The sequence below is a fragment of the Arthrobacter sp. SDR-2R genome, from assembly GCF_057747955.1.
Window position 1 is genome coordinate 4,187,889 of record NZ_CM173231.1, and the last position, 18,342, is coordinate 4,206,230.

Consider the following 18,342-nt stretch of genomic DNA (forward strand, 5'->3'; position numbering starts at 1 on the left):
CAGGCAGTGCGCCCAAGAACGTGGCGGTCTCCGGAACCCAGCCCTGGCCTTCCGGGCATGAAGGAGGCGCCACCGCTGTTGCGGCGGCGCCTCCTTCTTCAGTACCTGCTCAAAGCCGGGTGTCGAACGACCCGCAAAATACGTTCTCGTTGAACGTTCCCTGGAACGCGGACTTGCCCTGGATCTTCTCTACCGCGGCACGGATGGCTTCCCGAGTCCCGGCATGCGCGTGGATTGCCGTCTTCACCATGGGCACGTCAATCAGGTGGTTCGGCTGGTTGAGGGACACGAACACCGTGGGCACCTCCGTGACGTACCACGGGATCTCCGCGGCCATCGGCGAGGACCACTTGATCCGGATGGCGGCCTCCTGGGCGAAGCCCTTGACGTTGGCAAAGACAAATGCGGCGTCGTACTTTTCCGCGTAGTCCCCGGTGGCTTCCTCGGAGATGACGGACATGAAGTTCACCCCGGTCTCCCCCGCCGCCTCGCGCTGTTCAGCCGTCCGGTACAAGAACACTTCGAAGCCGGCGGCCTCCAGTTCCTCCTTCACCACGTCCAGGTAGGCCAGCGGATCTGCCCGCGTGAAGTCGGCACCGCCGGAAATGCCGTACAACCGGATCCGCGGATGAGTCCCGGGGGTGATGGGCAGGTTCCCTGCCGTGTCCTTGACCAGTGTGACGGTCTTGTCGGCGATCTCGGCCGCAATCGCCCGGTGCGCCTGACTGCCGATCACGGCCAGCGCCTCGGCCGGCGGCACCAAGTGGTCAGCGGATTTCAGGTGCAGCCCCAAGGATGCCTTCAGTCCGAGGATCCGCCGCAGGGCGTCGTGCAGCCGCTGCTCGGTGATGACCCCGGACTTGTATCCGTCCAGCATGTACTGGAAGTCCTCGGCGGGGTTCCGGAAGAACAGGAACATGTCGCAGCCGGCCGCAATCGTTGCCGGAACCAGGTCCTTCCGCTTCATCGCCTGCGTCAGGCCCACCATCTGCGAGGCGTCGGTGAGGACCAGGCCATTGAAGCCCAGTTCGCCGCGCAGCAGGTCCTGCAGCAGTTCCGGGGACAACGTGGCCGGCAGGATCCCGGCATCAGGAAGACCCGGCCGGAAATGCCGCGAGACCTCCGGCGCCCCAATATGGCCCACCATGATGGACTGCACGCCGTGCGCGATCATCTCCCGGTACACGTGCCCGTAGGTCCGGTTCCATTCCTCGTACCCGAGGGTGTTGTAGGACGTGACCACGTGCTGGTCCCGCTCGTCGATGCCGTCGCCCGGGAAGTGCTTCATGGCGCAGGCAGTGGGTGATTCGCTGATGCCGTCGAAGTACTCCTTGGCGCGCTCCACCACCACCTCGGGCGTATTGCCGAAGGACCGTGTGGAAATGACGGTGTTCCGCCAGTTGTAGTGGATGTCCACGATCGGCGCGAAGGCCCAATTGCAGCCCAGGGCAGCCGTCTCCACGCCTGCCACCTGCCCCATCTGCCGGGCGATGTTCCTGTCCGGGTGCGAGCCTGCCTGCAGGTGCGTGGATACGAACGTGCCGTCGTCGCAGCTGCCGGCCCCGCCCATCTCCGGGTTGGAGGCAATCAGCAAGGGAATCCGGGCCTTGGACTGCGCGTAGCGGATATGTTCCTGGACGGCGGCGGACGGGCCGGGCCGGTACCGCATGCCGCCCACGTGGTAGTTTTCCAGCACCCCGTCGAGGTATCCGGGCGAGTAGTCGTTGTTGTGGTTGATGAACAGCTGCCCGATCTTTTCCTCGAGCGTCATGGCACCAATGGTGCCTTCCACCCAGGCGATCGCGCCGGCGTCGAGCATGAATGGCGCTGCCGCAAGGTCGACGTCGAACTGGCGCGGCCTGGTGCCCGCGGCCCCCTTGGCAGGAGGTACGACGGCGGCAATCCCCTTGAGTGCCTCCGCCACCACGTCCTGAACGGGTGCGGCGATGTCAACCACCACGCCGCGCTCGTCTTCCTGCAGAGGTTCCAGTGTGGCGAGTTGGGATTCCAACAGCGCGGGAGGCATGAAGTGCCCGGTCCGTCCCTCGGTCCGCGCCTTCAGAACCTCCTTGCTGCCGTCCAGGTGCAGGAAGACGGTGTCCGGGGCCTGTTCCCGGATGGCGTCCCGGTAGCTTCGGCGCAGGGCAGAACACGCCAGGACCAGCCCACCGTCGCCGGCAGCCGCCAGCTTGCTGCCCACCGTTGCGAGCCATGGCCAGCGGTCCTCGTCCGTCAGCGGTGTGCCCGCAGCCATTTTCGCGACGTTCTCCACGGGGTGGAGGGAATCGCCGTCAACGAACGGGACGCCCAGTTCGCGGGCGACGAGGTCACCGATGGTGGTCTTGCCGCAGCCGGAGACGCCCATGACGATAATGCGATGTTTGATCATTGTTTGGTCCTTGCCAGTCGTGGCGGTCTTACCAGTCGTGGACGGTGCCGTCGACGAGGCGGTTGTAGGGCAGGTAGGCCTGCTGGTAGGGGTAGGCCGCGGCGGCTTCTTCGTTGAATTCGACGCCGATGCCCGGCTTGTCGCCCGGGTGCAGGTACCCATCCACAAACGTCATGGACTGCTCGAAGACCTCGTTGGTCTTGGCCGAGTGCTGCATGTACTCCTGGATCCCGTAGTTGTGGATCGCCAACCCCACGTGCAGTTGCGCCGCGAACCCCACCGGGGATATATCGGTCGGACCGTGGAAACCGGACTTGATCTGGTACTGCGCCGCGAAATCCATCACCTTCTTCAACGGGCTGATCCCACCGAAGTGCGTGGACGCCGCCCGCACATAATCAATCAACTGCTCCTTGATCAGCGTCTGGAAGTCAAACACCGTATTGAAGATCTCCCCGATCGCCAACGGCGTGGTGGTGTGCTGCCGCACCAGGCGCAGCCCCTCCTGGTTCTCCGCCGGCGTGCAGTCCTCCAGCCAGAACAAGTCATACGGCTCCAACGCCTTGCCCAGCTTCGCGGCCTGGATCGGCGTCATCCGGTGATGCCCGTCATGCAGCAACGGGATCTCCGGGCCGAACTCGTTCCGCACAGCCTCAAACACCGTGGGCAGGTGCCGCAGATACGCCCGGGTGTCCCAGTCCTCCTCCTGCGGGAACGCACCCCGCCCGGCCGGCTCATAGTCATACCGCTCCCCCGACGCCTGCGCCTGCGCCGCCACCCCATACACGGCCTTGATCCCCGGGATCGCCGTCTGGATCCGGATCGACTTGTACCCCAACTCCAGATGCTCCCGCACCGAATCAAACAACGACTCAATATCCGCACCCGAAGCATGCCCATACGCCCGCAACCCGTTCCGCGACGCACCACCCAGCAACTGGTACACCGGCAACCCGGCCACCTTGCCCTTGATATCCCACAACGCCATATCCACCGCAGCGATCGCCGCCATCGTCACCGGACCCCGCCGCCAATACGCACTCCGGTACAGGAACTGCCACGTATCCTCAATCCGGTGCGGATCCTTGCCAATGAGCAACTGCGCCACGTGTTCCTTCAGGTAGGCGGCGACGGCGAGCTCGCGCCCGTTCAGGGTGGCGTCGCCAATGCCCGTCACACCCTCGTCCGTGGTGATCCGGAGGGTCACGAAGTTTCGGGTGGGGCTGGTAACGAACACTTCCGCGGCAATGATTTTCACAGCTGGTCCTTTCGGAGACGGTCGGTCGGAGGGGGGCGTTGTGGCGGGAAGGAGTGTTTTCGGTGGTCAGTGGAGTTCCGCGTGGGTGGCGGCCTGCCGGCTTGTCCCGGCGGCGGCTACAGCCTGGCGGGCTTTGATCTCGGCGACGATTTCCGCGTGGGCAGTGTCAGTGAGCCTGTAGAACTTCATGATGGCCATGCCCAGCCCACAGAGGACCAGGGGCACCAGTCCTGCGGCAAGCTGCAGCCCTTGGATGGTGGCCTCGCTTTGGCCGCTGTCCGACCGGACGTAGCCGGCGCTGGCAATGGCGTAGGCCATGACGGCTCCGCCCAGCGCCTGGCCCATCTTCCGGGTGAAGGAGAAGAGGGAGTAGATGATGCCTTCGGTTCGGACACCCGTACGTGCTTCGCCATACTCCACAGTGTCCGCCTCCAGTGCCCACACCACGATGTTCATCATCTGCACGCCCAGGAGGCTGATGACGAGCCCGGTAAAGGCCAGGTAGGTCAACGAGTGCGGGGCCAGCATGACCACCAGCGAACCGAGCACCACCAGGCCTCCGGCTGCCAGGTACAGGGCCTTCTTCCCCCAGCGCCGGACCATGGCCGGCGTGAGCACGATGACCACCACGGCCAGGACCACGTTGATGACGGCCATGGGCTGGGCAAGGCTGACATTCTGCAGCACGTCCCGCAGGTAGTAGACCTGGATGGTGGACAGCCCCGTGCTGGCGGTAAGCATCAGCAGGGATGAAATGCAGAGCATGAGCAGTGGACGGTTGCCCTTCAGGGTGGCCAGGGACTGCTTGAAGGTCACCTTGGGAACCTCGCGGTGGACCACTTCCCGGGTAGTGAAGACGGTCAGCAGGTAGAGCGCCATGCCCACCACTACGAAGGCAATGGTCAGCGTGGTGAAGAGTGGTTGCAGCTGCGCGGCACCCTGTTTGGTGAGCGGCGTAATGAAGAACAGCAGGCCGGAGCCCACAACGAGTGAACCGCAGGAGCGGGCAGCGCCCAGTTTGGCACGCTCGGCCGGCTGCTGCGTCATGGCGCCGGCCAGCGAGCCGTACGGGATATTGACCATGGAGTATGCCAGGCCCAGGCCGGCGTAGGTCAGGTAGGCATACGCAAGCTTGCCGTCATGGCTCCAGTCCGCCGGCACGGAGAAGGTCAGGGCACTCATGATCAGCAGGGGAAGGCCACCGAAGAGGATAAAGGGGCGGAACTTGCCCAGCTTCCTGTGGAAGGTGCGGTCAACGATCCGGCCCGCGAAGATGTCCGCAAAAGCATCAAAGACGCGCACCAGGAGGAAGAGGGTGCCTGCTGCCGCCGCTGAGATACCGGCGACGTCCGTGTAGTACAGCAGGAGGTAGGTGGTGGAGAGGGTGAATGCAAGATTGTTGGCAAGATCCCCCGCGCCATAGCCGAGGATGCTGAGCTTGGTCAGCCTGTTCATTCTGAGAGTCCTAACGCGTCATTGCGGTGGTGGCCAAGAGAAGAAGTGCGGGCCGCGTGGGCGCGCCGGGTGTTGCTCCGGCAGTAATACTAACGAAACGGCAAACCCAGCGGCAACCGGTTGCCAAAAATTGCCATAATTTCGTTTCACACAAAAACTGCCCGGCACGCGCACGTGCCGGGCAGATTTGACTCATGATTATTCGGAAGCGGAACGCCCGGCAGCGGTGCCGCACAGGCTTTCCACCAGTCCCACCACACCGGCATCCCCTGCCAAGGCAGGATCCACAACTGCCAGCAGCGCCTTGGTTCGCTCAGTGCCTGGCAGCCGGTTGGCGGCTGTCACGGCCTGCTCCAGAGGGTCCTGGAACGGGGAGGCGGTGGCACTGTAGTCCATCCACACGGCAATCATCAGCGCCGCCGCGGCACCGGACCGTCCCGCGGCGCGTTCAGCCTGCAGCACCGGGACAGCGCGCATCCGAAGTTTGGTACTGCCGTCCATGGCGATCTGGGCCAGGTTATGGGCGATCCTCGCGTTGCTGAAACGGGCCAGGAGAGCCTGCCGGTACTCGGGTATCCGCAGGTCGGCGGGGCCGGCAAGGTTCGTTTCTGCTTCGTCCCAGAAAGCCTCCACTGCCCGCCTGCACCAGGGGTCGGCCAATGCCTCCGCGACGGTCGCATGGCCCCGCAACTGGCCCGCATAAGCCAGCAGTGAGTGTGCGCCGTTCAGCAGCCACAGTTTCCGGTTCTCGTAGGGTTCGATGTCCTGGACGAACAGGGCACCTGCGTCCTCCCATCGCGGGCGGCCCGCGGGGAAGTCCCCGCTGAGCACCCAGCTTGAAAAGGGTTCAGCCACCACCGGGGAATTGTCCACGTAACCGCAGGCTTCCCGGACGGCGGCGAGGTCCCCTTCCGTGGTCCTGGGCGTGATCCGGTCCACGGATGTGCTCACGAAGCTGACATTGCCCGTGACCCACGCGGCGAATTCGGAATCCCAGGCCCCGGCAAACCCCGCCACTGCCTGCCGTGCCACCGTGCCGTTGTTGGACAGGTTGTCGCAGCAGACAATCGCGATCGGCCCGGAACCGGCATCCCGGCGGGCGGCGAGCGCAAGCACCAGCCGTCCCAACGGCGTGGTGGGCCGTCCGCTGCCGGAACCCAGCAGCGCAAGGTCGGCGGCGACGTCGGGCGCCTTGGTGTCCAGCTTGCCGTCCGCACCCAACCCGTAGGCGGCCTCGGTGATGGTCAGCGTAACCAGGGCGGTCTCCGGTGCAGCCACGAGGGCGGCAAGCCGCTCGATGTCCGCACCGTCCAGGGCCTCCACGATGCTGCCCATGACAGTAAAGGAGTCGCCCTCGTCTGCGCGTTCCACCAGCGTGTAGAGACCATCCTGTTCAGCCAGGGCAAGGGCCGCATCCGGCCGGCGGCCAGTGAAGGCGGCGATCCCCCAACCGGCGGAATCTGATGCCTGTTGGGTGTACCAGGCCTGGTGCGAACGGTGGAAGGCGCCCAGCCCCAGGTGGACAATGCGGACCGGCGCCTTGGGCACCTGACGGAGCGTCCGGTTCAGCCGCGGAAGCTCCGCAGTGGGCGGCGTGGCCGACGGAGGGGACGTAAAGGGGGCACTCACAGCTTGAACACCCGGCGGGGCGAGGCGTCCACGATGTCCACGATCAGTTCGTGCGCCCGCTCTTCGGTGACCCGGTGCTCGGCCACGAGCCGCGCCAGGAAGGAGGCTTCGATCCGCCGGGCCGTGTCATGGCGGGCCGGGATGGAGCAAAAGGCCCGGGTGTCATCGATGAAGCCGGAGGACCGGGAGAAGCCCGCCGTCTCCGTCACGGCAGACCGGAAACGGAGCATGGCGTCCGGCGCATCCAGGAACCACCACGGCGCTCCCAGGTACACCGACGGGTAGAACCCGGCCAACGGGGCAAGTTCCCGGGAGAACACCGTCTCGTCGAGCGTGAAGAGGACCAGGTGGAAGTCCTTGGCGGTCCCGAAATCCTGCAGCAGGGGCCGGATGGCCCCGGTGTAGTTGACCGCCACAGGAATATCGTGGCCGGTATCCGCCCCGAACGCCTCGAACGTGGGGGCATGGTGGTTGCGGAAGGATCCGGGGTGGACGGTCATCACCAGGCCGTCCTCCACGGACATCCGCGCCATCTGGTAGATCATGTGCGCTTCGAAGGCTTCCCTGTCAGCTGCATCCGCCTGGCCGTTGCGCCCGCGCTCAAAAAGCCGCTCCGCCTCGGCGTCGTCCAGCTTCAGGGTGGCAGGAGTGAAAACGCCGTGGTCGGCCGAGACGGCGCCCCGCTCCACGAAATGCCTGCGCCGGGCCTCAAGCGCCTTGATGTACCCGGCGTAACCCGAAGCGCCATCCCCCGCCGAAGCGATCAGGCGGTCCACGTTGTCCCGCCAGGCCGGGTGCGCCATGTTCAGGTACTGGTCGGGGCGGAAGGTGGGCAGGACGCGCCCGGCAAAGGATGGGTCCGCGTGCAGCGCGGCGTGGCTGTCCAGTGAGTCCAGGGGATCATCCGTGGTGGCCAGCACCTCGATGTTGAATTCCTTGAACAGCTCGCGCGGCCGGAAGCCCGGCTCAGAGAGCTTGGCCTGCAGGGCGTCGTAAAGCCGGTCCGCGTTCTCCCGGGACGGTTCCTCCGCCAGGCCGAACACGTGGGCGAACTCCTGCCGGATCCAGTAACCGGATGCCGTTCCCTCAAAGGTGGGCCAGGCGGCACAGAAGTGGCGCCAGACCTCCCGTGACGCGGCGGGATGGCCACCCAGCCCCAGCTGGTCCATGGGCACCCCGCCGGCGTGGATCAGCCGGGTGACGTAGTGGTCCGGGGTGACCAGCAGGGCAGCCGGGTCCGGGAAAGGGGTATTCTGCTCGATGACCGCAGCGTCCACGTGCCCGTGCGGGGAGATGATGGGCAGCCCTTCCACAGTTGTGAACAGTGACCGTGCGATGCTCCGGACACCGGGATCAGCCGGCAGCAGCCGGTCGGGGTGTTCCGCAATCGGCGTTCCCACGGGTCATCGCCTCCCTGCGGGGACGGAAAGTCCCGCCAGCGCGGCCGCGGAGCGGAGGTAGTCAAGGTTATCTGCCGTCCGTTCAGCCAGCGGGAGTTCGGTGGAGAAGTCCTCCACCGTCACCCAGCCGTCATAGCCATGGGCCGCTAGTGCCTTGAAGTACTCCAGCACGCTGCCCTGGCCGGAACGCAGCGGGGCCCACTCGTTCCGGAAGATGGCGGCACCGGAGTCGTCGGTTTCGCCGCTGTTGACCCAGACGGCGTTTTTGACGTGCACGTGGGCCAGGTAGTCGCCCAGGAGCTGGAACGCGGGGAGGTAGTCCTCCTGGCCTTCGATCAGCAGGTTGCCGAGGTCATGGATGACTCCCACGTGCCGCGGATCAAGTCCGTCCAGCAGCCGCAGCGCGGACGAGGCCGCAGCGGTGATGGTGCGGTGGTGCAGTTCCACGAGTGCCTTCACGCCGTGGTGGGCAGCCCGTTCGGCGATCCACTCGAAGTCACGGCGGGCACCGGCAAACAGCTCAGGGTACGGGGTACCGCTGGCCGGTTCGTTCCCCCAGACGGCTGTTCCCAACGGAGGGGTGGTCACCCGGACCTGCCCGGCGCCGAGCCTGGCAGTGGCGGCCAGCATCCGGTCAACGTCCGCATGGTTGTCGCACCGTGCATATCCCCCGATGCCGGAGAATTCCAGGCCCGCGCCGGATGTGAGGGCGGCAATCCGGTCCAGCTGGTCCTCCATGCCGGTGAGCGGGACGGTGGCCTTGTTGCCGGCCCAGAAGCCCGGCTCGGCAGCGTCGGCCTGGTCGGTGATCCGCCACTCAATGCCATCCCAGCCCTGCCGGGCCAGGTGCTGCACTGCTTCGTCGGGGGTCCATTCGGGGGTTGATGCGGTAAATACTGAAAACTTCATGGCTCAGGCGCTTTCTGCCGAAGTGCCGCCGGTGCGGACTTCGAGGTCGTTGTACTTGCCGGCCAGGACATCGTCGAAGAGGACGGGCTGGCCAAGCGTGGCCGAAACGTAGACGGAACGCACCGCGGCGAGTGCGTTGACGGCGTCGCTGACGGTGACGCCGGCCTGCCGCCCACCGGCGATGGCGCCCAGGATGTCCCGGTACTGCCGGACGTGGCCGGCCGGATACACGGTGGGGTCCGCGGCCTTGTAGTCCTCCTCGGGGTATTTGGCCAGTTCCTGTTCCGCCTGGTTGCCCCCGCCCTGAAGGCCCATGTCCGCGGACTCGCCGCCCGCGTCCTTGCTGTGGAAGTACTGCAGCCGGTCGTTGTCCACCACCGCCGAGCCCTCGGACCCCATGAGCTGGACGCGTACGGTCAGCCCCGGGTAGGCAGCGGTGGTGGCGTGCAGGACGGCCAGGCCGCCGTTTTCGAAGGTGATGGTGGCAACGGCGGTGTCTTCCACCTCGATGCGTTCGTGCGCAAGCCTGGCGGTGTGCGCATGGATCTCAACGGGGCGTCCCATGAACCACAGCAGCAGGTCCACCGTGTGGACGCCCTGGTTCATCAGCGCACCGCCGCCGTCCATGGCCCAGGTGCCGCGCCAGTCGCCGGAGTCGTAGTACCCCTGGCTGCGCCACCAAGCCACGGAAGCGATGGCGGACGTCAGCCGCCCGAAACGTCCTTTGGCCACAGCGTCGGCAACGGCGACGCTTGACTGGTCAAACCGGTGCTGGCTGATCACCGAGGCAACAATCCCCTTAGCGGCCGCTTCCTTGGCTGCGGCTTCGATTTCCTGGGCCCGGGTGAGGTCAACGTCGAGTGGCTTTTCGATCACCACGTGCTTACCGGCGGCCAGGACTTCCAGGCCCTGCTGGATGTGGAGGCCGCTGGGGGTGGCCAGGGACACAAGATCGATGTCCTCAGCCGCAAAGGCCTCCGCCTGCGTGCTGTACAGCGCCGGCCTCTGGCCGCCGCGCTGTTCGATAAAGTCCGCCAGGGCCTCGGCGGCGGCCGGGATGGCATCCACCAGTGCCACGATCCGTGCTTCCGGAAACGCCTCGAGGGCTACGGCGTGGGTGCGCCCGATGACGCCGCATCCGGTGATGGCTACGTTAAGGGTGCTCATGCGGTCTGGACTCCTGCTTCTGCGGTGACTTTTGCAAAGGCGCGTGCTGCGATGCCGAACGCGGTGGGGCCGGAGAAACCGCCCAGTCCGTGGGCACCGGCGAGGTGCGGCTCCAGGGAGGCGAAGCCCTGGTACCCGTCTGCCTTCAGGGCCTCCACGGTGCGGAGCACATCCCCGTCGCCTTCACCTGCCGGCACCACGTGGCCGTTTTCGAACAGTGCGTCCTTGACCTGCAGGTACTCAAGGTGCGGACGCAGTTTGGCGTATCCCTCATCGAAGGGCTTGACCCCCACCTGGACGAAGTTCGCGGCATCCCATGCCACCTTCAGCGCGGGCGAGTTGACGGTTTCGATGATGTCCAGGACGCGGTCGGGTACGTCGCCGAAAATGTCTTTCTCGTTCTCGTGCAGCAGGATCACGCCCGCTTCCTCAGCCACATCGGCGAGCGCCCGCATGCGTTCGATGACGGCATCGCGGATGGACTCCACCTGCACGGACTCGCCGTAGTAGAAGGAGAAGATGCGGATGTACCTGGCGTCCAGGACCTTGGCGGCGTTGACCGCCCGGCGCAGCCGTTCCACTTCGTGCTCCACCGGCAGGCTGACGTCCACCTTGCCAATGGGGGAAGCGACGGCGGAGACCTTCATGCCCTTCTCCGCCAGCAGGGACGCCAGGGACTGGAGCTGTTCATCGCTCAGGTCCACGATGTTGGTGCCCCAGGCGCTGCGGACTTCAATGTGGTTGGCGCCGAGGGCCTGCAGCACTGCTATCTGGACCGCTGGGTCGTCGTCGATCTCGTCGCCGAAGCCTGACAGCAGCCACGTGACCTGGGTGGTCGAAACCATGGTTATTTAACTCCTCCGGCGGTGAGCCCGCCTACTAGGTAACGCTGGAAAATCAGGTAAAGAATGACCACAGGAGCGGCGCAAACCAATGCCGCCGCCATCATCTGGCCGTAGAACGGAATGGCGCCGCCTTCCTGCGAAGCACCAAAGATTTGAAGTGCGACGGCGGCCGTCTGGCTTTCCGGGCGGGTCATCACCGAGGCGAACAACACGTCATTCCAGCCCAGCAGGAAGGCGAAGATGCCTGAAACCACGATGCCGGGCCAGCTCAGCGGAAGGATGATCCGGAACAGGACGCCAAGGTGGGACGCGCCGTCGATCCGTGCTGCTTCTTCAAGTTCCTTGGGAAGCCCGCGAAGGTAGGTGACCATCACCCAGGTGGAGAACGGCATGGCGAAGGTGAGGTAGGTCACGAACAGGCCCCACTGGGTTCCGATCACCTGTATGCCGAGGTAGGTTGCCGCCGAGGAAAACAGGACGAAGACCGGCAGCACCATGAGGGTTCCGGGCACCGACTGCAGTGCCAGCAGCCCGCGGAGGATGGTCAGCCTGCCGCGGAAGCTGTAGCGGACCAGGACGAACGCAGTGGAGATGGACATCGCTGCGGAGACCACCGCGGTTGCTCCCGCCACCAGGACGCTGTTGGTGAGGCCGGTGGCCAGGCCAACGCTGGTCCAAATCTTCGAGTAGTTATCGAATGTGACTGAGGACGGCCAGAACTCGCCATTGGCCACCCCGATGTCCGAGTTCACCGAAGCCAGGAAGATGTACAGCACAGGGATCAGGACAAGTGCGCCGAGGAATACCAGGATGATGACCAGCAGGGGGCCCGGAAGGAGCCGGAGCACCTCATGCTGGCGGTGCGAGCCCGGACGGTCAACATCAACGGTTGACGCACTCCGCCGGGTGGCTGTCGTGGTGCTCATTTCTTCGCTCCTGGTGTTTCGGCGTCGTCAAGCTTGACGGCACGGAGGTAGACGAACAGCGGAATGGCGATCAGCACCAGGGAAATGAAGGCCATTGCGGCGCTGAGTCCAAAGCGGAAGCTCTGGAAGCTGGTGACGTAGGTCAGGATGGGGAGGACTTCGACGTCGGCCGGCGCAGGGACGCCGAACAGCACGAACGGGAGGGTGAAGTTGTTGATGTGGTGCAGCATCCCGATCAGGAAGGCCAGAGCCAGCGGGCCCTTCAAGTACGGGAACACCACGTACCGGAGCTTGTTCCACCACAGCGCACCGTCGAGTGCCGACGCTTCGTGCACCTCATGGTCCACCGACTGCAGGCCGGACAGGGCCAGCAGGTAGATGAACGGCCACGATGCCCAGATCTGGACCAGCACCAGCGTCCAAAAGGTCTGCGGGCCGTTGAGCCACAGCCCCACGTGGATCCCCACGGTGGCCAAGGCCTCGTCCACGATCCCGCCGGGCTGGAGCATGGTGCGCCAGACGGTGGCCACCACGAAGGATGGGAGGACGTACGGGATGAGGAAGACCGAGCGGATCACTGCCCGGCCCTTGAACGCGTTCTGCGTGGCCACCGCGGCGGCGATGCCCAGCGGCAGCGTCACCACCATGGCCAGCAGCGAGTAGCTGACACTGAGCCAGACGGCGTGCAGCAAGGGCGATGCCGTCACCGCTTCAACGAAGTTTTCGGCTCCGATGAGCGGCGCACTGATCCATTTCCGCAGGGTGTACTGGTCCAGGTTGAGGACGGACATGTAGATGCCCAGCAGCAGCGGGACCACGATGATGATGATCATCAGGACCCCACCCGGGATCAGCATCCAGAGCGGCCGGTTGCGTTCGCTCATTCCCTTGCGGCGCAGGCCGCCCTGGTGGCCGGGCTGTTGCCCGGCGTCGTGTGAATCGCGGGGCGCCCGGCCCGCGGCGGAATCCACCGCAGGCCGGACTTCATGAGAGGCGTCGGTTGACATCAGAACCTATCCTTTGGAGGCCCGGTCCAGGGAAGCCTGGCCCTTGTTCTGGGCGTCCTTGATCCTTTGTTCGAGTGCTGACTCGTCCACCTTGCCCGCGGCCAGGTCCGGGATCGACTGCACGGTGACGTTGAGGAGGCCGAGCTGGATATCGCCCCAGGCGCCAGTGAACGGTGTGGCCTTGGACTTGGCGGCGGCGTCAGCCACCGGCTTGAGCTTGGGGTCTGTCAGAGCGGCCAGGGCTTCGGCGTTTGCAGGCAGGTCGCCGAAGGTCTTCTGGTAGTTCAACTGCTCGTCCTTGGAAGTGATCAGTTTGATGTAGGCGAAGGCAAGGTCCTTCTGCTTGGAGTAATCAGCCACCACCAGGTTGTCGCCCGAGAGGATGCTGGCGGCCTCGCCATCGGACTTGGACTGCGTCTCGCCCGGTGCGACCGTGGGCATCAGGGCGTACTCGTACTTCCCGGCAACTGCGGACTTGTCGAGGGTGGGGATGGAGCTGGAGGTGGTCATCATCAGGTAGCCGGCCTTGCCGCTGGCGAAGGCCGCCACGGCGTTGCTGTTGCTCCAGCCGACGGAAGCAGGGTCAACGACCTTGTCCTGGGTCAACCAGCCGAAGTAGGTCTGGTAGGCCTTCTTGACGGTGGGGTCGTCCATCTTGAGCTTGTTACCGTCGACCAACGGGTTTCCGGCCTGGACGGCCATGGCCCAGATGAACTTCCAGGGGTCATAGTTGTCCTTGTAGCCCGTGGCGATGCCATAGGTATCAGCCTTGGTCATCTTCTTGGCCTGGGCTGCGAGCTCGTCCCAGCTGGTTGCGGGCTTGTCAATGCCGGCCGCGGCGAGCAGGTCCTTGTTGTACGCCATCACGAACGGGCGGCTGACGAAGGGGATGCCGGCCTGGTGGTCCTTGTCCGGGCCGGAAATACCGAGGGCGGCCTGGTTGAAGCGGTCCTTGCCGCCAACCTTCTTCCAGTCGTCATCCGAGAGGGTGACGAAGGCCTTGGTGGCATAGGCCGTGGGGGTGAAGGTGGTGCCGAGTCCGTAGACATCCGGCCCCTGGCCGGAGACTACGGAAGTCTGGATGCGGGTGAGCTCGTCGTTGGCCGAGGCGAAGGTTTCAAACTTCACGTCGGCCCCGGTTTCAGCCTTGAACTTGGCGGCGATGTCGCTCTGCCACTGTTTCTGCTGCTCGGGGTATTGGCTGAGAACGCCAGTCAGGACGTTCAGCGTCTTGCCCGTCCCGTCCACTTTGCCGTCCGCATTTGTGGACCCTCCCCCACCGGTCCCGGAACCCGAACCGCAACCGGTCAGGGCCAGTGCTGCAGCCGTAACAATCGCCGCAAGCCCAGTAGTCGATTTAAACCTCATTGTTTTTCTCCTCTAGGACACCCACATGGCCACATCCGTCCTGTGGCGGAAATCACTGCAGGCGACTCGAATGCCAGTCTAGGAAGGATGCAACAACTCCGGCAAGCGGTTGCCAAAAGTTGCCAAAAATGGTGGGATTAAGGCACAGAGTCAGGGGCCTCGCCGGCGTTAATTGTCGACGGCGGTTCGTCCAGCCAGCGAGGAAAGGTCCAGCGTCATGGCTGATCTACCCGTCGAAGCCACCACGCGCGGTGCGCTAGACCTTAACGCCGGTGCAAACCGGCCGCCCACCATCCGCGACGTGGCGGAACTGGCCGGAGTGGCCACCTCCACGGTGTCACGTGCCCTGTCGCGGCCGGACCGGGTCAATGCGAGGACCCGGCAGCGGATCGAAGAGGCAGCCGCGGAGCTGAACTACGTGCCGAGCTCCCAGGCGCGGGGACTCAGTTCGGGGCGCACCAACGCCGTGGCGGTGCTGGTGCCCGATATCACCAACCCGTTCTATTTCGACATCATCCGGGGCACGCAGCACCAGCTCAAGGCAGCCGGTTACACCCAGCTGCTGGTGGACACTGAAGAATCCAACGAGGTGGAACTCGATGCATTGCACAAGATGCGCAAATCCGCCGACGGTTTCATTCTCGCTGCCTCCCGCCTGACGGACGCCCAGCTGGCGGAGGTCTCGCGGACGCAGCCCCTGGTCACCTTCAACCGCGCCTCCACCAGCGCTCCCACGGTCATGATCGATACGCCGTCGGCCATCATCCAGGCCCTGGAACACCTGGCCTCCCTGGGCCACCACAAGGTCTGCTACGTCGCCGGACCACCCACGTCGTGGTCAAACCAGATGCGGTGGAAGGTCTTCGAGGAGGACGCGAAACGGCGCGGTATGGAGGTCCACCGGATCGGGCCCTACACCCCGAAGACGACGTCGGGGGCTGCTGCGGCGGACGCGGCGGTCAGGACGGGTGCCACTGCCTGCATCGTCTTCAACGACCTGTTGGCCATCGGCATGCTCCAGCGCCTCCAGGCCCGCGGCATCCGCGTCCCGGAGGACATGAGCATCATCGGGTCCGATGACATCTTCGGCGCGGACTTCTGCAACCCGCCCCTGACCACCATTTCAAGTCCCATCGAACAGGCCGGCCGGGTGGCGGTGTCCATGCTGCTGGCCCAGCTCAACCCGCTGGCGGGAAGAGCCGCCCGGCAGCTGGCGGTCATGCCCACCCACTTGACTATCCGGGAGTCCACAGGCCCTGCACGACTATAGGAAGGCGAGGCTCATTCCCCCCCCCCCCCCCCCCCGGACGTCCGCGGCGGGCGATGGCGTCAACGACTTCCTGCCTGGAAAGGCCCCGCTGGCGCGGGTCCAGGTGGGGGCCGCTCCGGCGGGCGTACGACGGCGGGAGCCACCCGCCGTCGTACGCCCGCCCTGGAAAATCAGTGCTTAGGCTTCCACCAGCCTGGACCCCGCCGGAACCCCGGCCGGAACCTCCGCGGGAACACCGGGCTCACCGCGCCCGTACAGCCAGTCGTTGTACTGGAAGTTGTTGTCGCCGCGGCTCTTGAACAGCATGTTCCGCAGGACGCGTGCCACGCCGCCCACGTGCCAGGACTCGCCCCAGATCCGGGCGGTGCGCTGCACTCGGGCCGTCCGCGCGGCGCGGGCTTCGTTGAACTCGCGGAAGGCAGCTTCCCAGGCGCCGGCGTCGATGCCCTCGGGCGTGAAGACCTTTTCGCGGGCCACGTCCTGCAGGACTGCCGCGTCCTCCAGCGCCTGGCAGGCACCCTGGGCCAGGTACTGCAGCATCGGGTGGGCGGCGTCGCCGATGAGTGCCATGCGGCCGGAAACCCAGTTCTCGATGGGGTCGCGGTCGTACATGGGCCAGCGGATGCCGGTGGCCAGGTTCTTCAGGGCTTCCTGCACGGCGGGGACGCAGTCCTTATAGGCTGCCTCGAGCTCGTCCACGCCGCCGTACTGCTCTTCGCCGCGCTCGAAGGACGGGGACTTGAACACCGCCACGGTGTTGAGCAGCTGGCCCTTGCGCAGCGGGTACTGGACCAGGTGGCAGTCCGGTCCCAGGTAGACGATGACGTCCTCCAGGTCCGCGGCCGGGGTCTCCTCGGTGATGGGCACGGTTCCGCGGTACGCCACGTAGGCCGAATTCACCGGACCGTCATTGGCAACGGTGCCGCGCAAGGTGGACTTGAGCCCGTCCGCAGCCAGGATGGCGTCGGCTTCGAAGACCTCGCCCTTGGCGGCGTAGGCGCGGGCCCGGTCGCCGTCGGTTTCCACCTTCTGCACCAGGACGTCGTTCACCAGGGTGACGCCGGCTTCCTGGCAGGCTTCGAGCAGGATCCGGTGCAGGTCGCTGCGGTGGATGACGACGTAGGGGGCGCCATAGCGCTCCTCGAACTCGCCGCCCAGGGTCTGGCGGGTCAGCTCCTCGCCGGTGATGGCGTCGCGGAACACCAGGTGCTTGGGCTGGACGCCAATTTCCAGCGCCTTCTCCAGCAGGCCCCAGCGCTTCAGGACGCGGGATGCGTTGGGGGCCATCTGCAGGCCCGCACCCACTTCACCGAAGGCCGGTGCCACTTCAACCAGGGTGACGTCGGCGCCGTTTTCGCGAAGCGCCAGCGCTCCGGCAAGCCCGGCCATGCCGCCGCCCACCACGAGGACGTCGGTGGACGCTTTGACGTTAGACATTGGAAACTCCTACTGCTGTTGATTTCTTGATTTTGATGCCGACTGCTGCGAGCAGGACTGCTGCTGCAGCGGCTGCTCCGGCAAACGCCAGGAAGTTTGAGTTGACGCCCAGGCCCGCTGCGAGCAGGAGCCCGCCGGCCTGCGGTGCGGCCACTGCCCCGATGCGGCCCACGCCGAGTGCCCAGCCAAGGGCAGTACCGCGGAGGTGTGCCGGATAGTGGCTGGCCACGGCCGCGATGATCAGGCACTGGGTGCCGTGCGTTCCCACGCCGGCCAGCACCAGCATGAAATAGACGACGGCGACGGGCGGCCCGGACACCAGGACCACCAGGGCGACGGCGGCCACCGCCGCTGCCGCAATCGCCGTGGGAATGGGCCCGAACCTTGTGCCGGCCCAGGCGGTCAGTACCGAGCCAGCCACGGCGCCCAGGTTGAGCGCCAGCGCGAACGTCAGGGCGGAGCCAAGGTTGTACCCGGCCAGCTGCATCAGGTTGGGCAGCCAGGTGCCCAGCCCGTACCAGGCGAACAGGGTCACCAGGGTGCCGATGGCAAACAGCAGGCTGGTGCCGAGGTAAGGCGCCCGGAGCAGGGAGCCGAATCCCACGGACTCCTTCGCGGTGCTGCCGCCGGTTGTCTTGGGTGCCAGTGTTTCCGGCAGGTAGCGGAACCCCAGCGGGATCACTACCACCAGGGCGACGACGGCCACGAGGAACATGATGGGCCAGCCGAAGGCCGGAATCAGCGGAATGCCCACCAGCGCGGCGAGGGAGCCGCCGATGGGAACGCCGGACATCATCAGGGTGGCGATGGTTGACCGCCATTTTTCCGGCACGAGTTCGGCCACCAAAGCGTTGGCTGAGGGCACCAGGCCCCCCAGTCCGATGCCGGCCAGCAGGCGGAGGCCGCCGAAGACCGGCGCATTGGGGGCAAAGGCGCAAAGGATGGTGAACGCGGAAAACACGATGGCGCAGCCGATGATGGTGCGCCGCCGGCCCCAGGTATCGGACATACGGCCGGCAAAGACCGCTCCAATCATCATGCCGACAAAGGCCATGGACCCGATGGTCCCGGCCGTGGCCTTGGTCAGGCCCCAGCCGGTGTCGCTGATGAGTGAGCCCTGGACGGTGCCGTAGACGATCAGGTCGTAGCCGTCGAAAACGACCAGCAGCCAGCACACCAGGACGGCAAGTACGGAACGCCGGGGGAACCCGGAGAGGCCTGCGCCCGAGGTGGGGGCGGCCGTGCGCTGCGGCGCTGCAGCGGAAGTTGTGTGATTCATCCC

The 18,342-nt window shown here is 65.7% G+C and carries 14 protein-coding genes; 1 reads left to right on the plus strand and 13 read right to left on the minus strand.

Annotated features, from left to right (window positions below; genetic code table 11):
- Positions 1 to 109: 109 nt before the first annotated feature.
- From AC3ANU_RS19275 to AC3ANU_RS19325, 11 genes are all read right to left on the minus strand, one after another.
- The gene (locus AC3ANU_RS19275) at positions 110 to 2,389 is read right to left on the minus strand and encodes a gluconokinase, GntK/IdnK-type (RefSeq protein WP_488315091.1); all 2,280 of its coding nucleotides are present in this window, start codon (positions 2,387 to 2,389) and stop codon (positions 110 to 112) included.
- A gap of 28 nt (positions 2,390 to 2,417) precedes the next feature.
- A complete protein-coding gene (gene manD, locus AC3ANU_RS19280; RefSeq protein ID WP_223993805.1) occupies positions 2,418 to 3,647 on the minus strand; it encodes a D-mannonate dehydratase ManD in 1,230 nt (409 codons plus the stop codon).
- A gap of 66 nt (positions 3,648 to 3,713) precedes the next feature.
- Positions 3,714 to 5,102, minus strand: a complete 1,389-nt coding sequence (gene uidB / locus AC3ANU_RS19285; protein ID WP_018772185.1) for a glucuronide transporter — start codon at positions 5,100 to 5,102, stop codon at positions 3,714 to 3,716.
- A gap of 198 nt (positions 5,103 to 5,300) precedes the next feature.
- Complete coding sequence (locus AC3ANU_RS19290) at positions 5,301 to 6,650, minus strand: mannitol dehydrogenase family protein (protein WP_261377428.1); 1,350 nt, start codon at positions 6,648 to 6,650, stop codon at positions 5,301 to 5,303.
- 77 nt (positions 6,651 to 6,727) lie between these two features.
- Positions 6,728 to 8,131 carry a glucuronate isomerase gene (gene uxaC / locus AC3ANU_RS19295; protein ID WP_134165122.1) on the minus strand — a complete coding sequence of 468 codons (1,404 nt, stop codon included), beginning with the start codon at positions 8,129 to 8,131 and terminating at the stop codon, positions 6,728 to 6,730.
- A gap of 3 nt (positions 8,132 to 8,134) precedes the next feature.
- The gene (locus tag AC3ANU_RS19300) at positions 8,135 to 9,040 is read right to left on the minus strand and encodes a sugar phosphate isomerase/epimerase family protein (RefSeq protein WP_488315092.1); all 906 of its coding nucleotides are present in this window, start codon (positions 9,038 to 9,040) and stop codon (positions 8,135 to 8,137) included.
- Positions 9,041 to 9,043: 3 nt separating this feature from the next.
- On the minus strand, positions 9,044 to 10,207 hold the full coding sequence (locus tag AC3ANU_RS19305; RefSeq protein ID WP_488315093.1) for a Gfo/Idh/MocA family protein: 1,164 nt from the start codon (positions 10,205 to 10,207) through the stop codon (positions 9,044 to 9,046).
- Positions 10,204 to 11,052, minus strand: a complete 849-nt coding sequence (locus tag AC3ANU_RS19310) for a sugar phosphate isomerase/epimerase family protein (protein ID WP_488315094.1) — start codon at positions 11,050 to 11,052, stop codon at positions 10,204 to 10,206. Before AC3ANU_RS19310 ends, AC3ANU_RS19305 begins: the two co-directional genes overlap by 4 nt.
- Positions 11,053 to 11,054: 2 nt before the next feature.
- Positions 11,055 to 11,978 (minus strand): carbohydrate ABC transporter permease, encoded by a 924-nt coding sequence (locus AC3ANU_RS19315; protein WP_018772179.1) that lies wholly within the window; start codon positions 11,976 to 11,978, stop codon positions 11,055 to 11,057.
- Positions 11,975 to 12,985 carry a carbohydrate ABC transporter permease gene (locus tag AC3ANU_RS19320; protein WP_018772178.1) on the minus strand — a complete coding sequence of 337 codons (1,011 nt, stop codon included), beginning with the start codon at positions 12,983 to 12,985 and terminating at the stop codon, positions 11,975 to 11,977. The genes AC3ANU_RS19315 and AC3ANU_RS19320 overlap by 4 nt, the downstream gene beginning before the upstream one ends.
- 6 nt (positions 12,986 to 12,991) lie before the next feature.
- Positions 12,992 to 14,353, minus strand: coding sequence for an ABC transporter substrate-binding protein (locus AC3ANU_RS19325; protein ID WP_026266211.1), 1,362 nt, complete (start codon positions 14,351 to 14,353; stop codon positions 12,992 to 12,994).
- A gap of 217 nt (positions 14,354 to 14,570) precedes the next feature.
- On the opposite strand from AC3ANU_RS19325, the gene AC3ANU_RS19330 reads away from it, so the two are divergent.
- A complete protein-coding gene (locus AC3ANU_RS19330; protein WP_018772176.1) occupies positions 14,571 to 15,623 on the plus strand; it encodes a LacI family DNA-binding transcriptional regulator in 1,053 nt (350 codons plus the stop codon).
- 177 nt (positions 15,624 to 15,800) lie between these two features.
- Here the strand turns inward: AC3ANU_RS19330 and AC3ANU_RS19335 are convergent, their stop codons facing one another.
- Both AC3ANU_RS19335 and AC3ANU_RS19340 read right to left on the minus strand, forming a co-directional pair.
- Entirely contained in the window at positions 15,801 to 17,060 is a 1,260-nt protein-coding gene (locus tag AC3ANU_RS19335; protein ID WP_134165126.1) for an FAD-dependent oxidoreductase, read from the minus strand.
- The gene (locus AC3ANU_RS19340; RefSeq protein WP_018772174.1) at positions 17,053 to 18,339 is read right to left on the minus strand and encodes an MFS transporter; all 1,287 of its coding nucleotides are present in this window, start codon (positions 18,337 to 18,339) and stop codon (positions 17,053 to 17,055) included. Before AC3ANU_RS19340 ends, AC3ANU_RS19335 begins: the two co-directional genes overlap by 8 nt.
- Positions 18,340 to 18,342 lie beyond the last annotated feature (3 nt).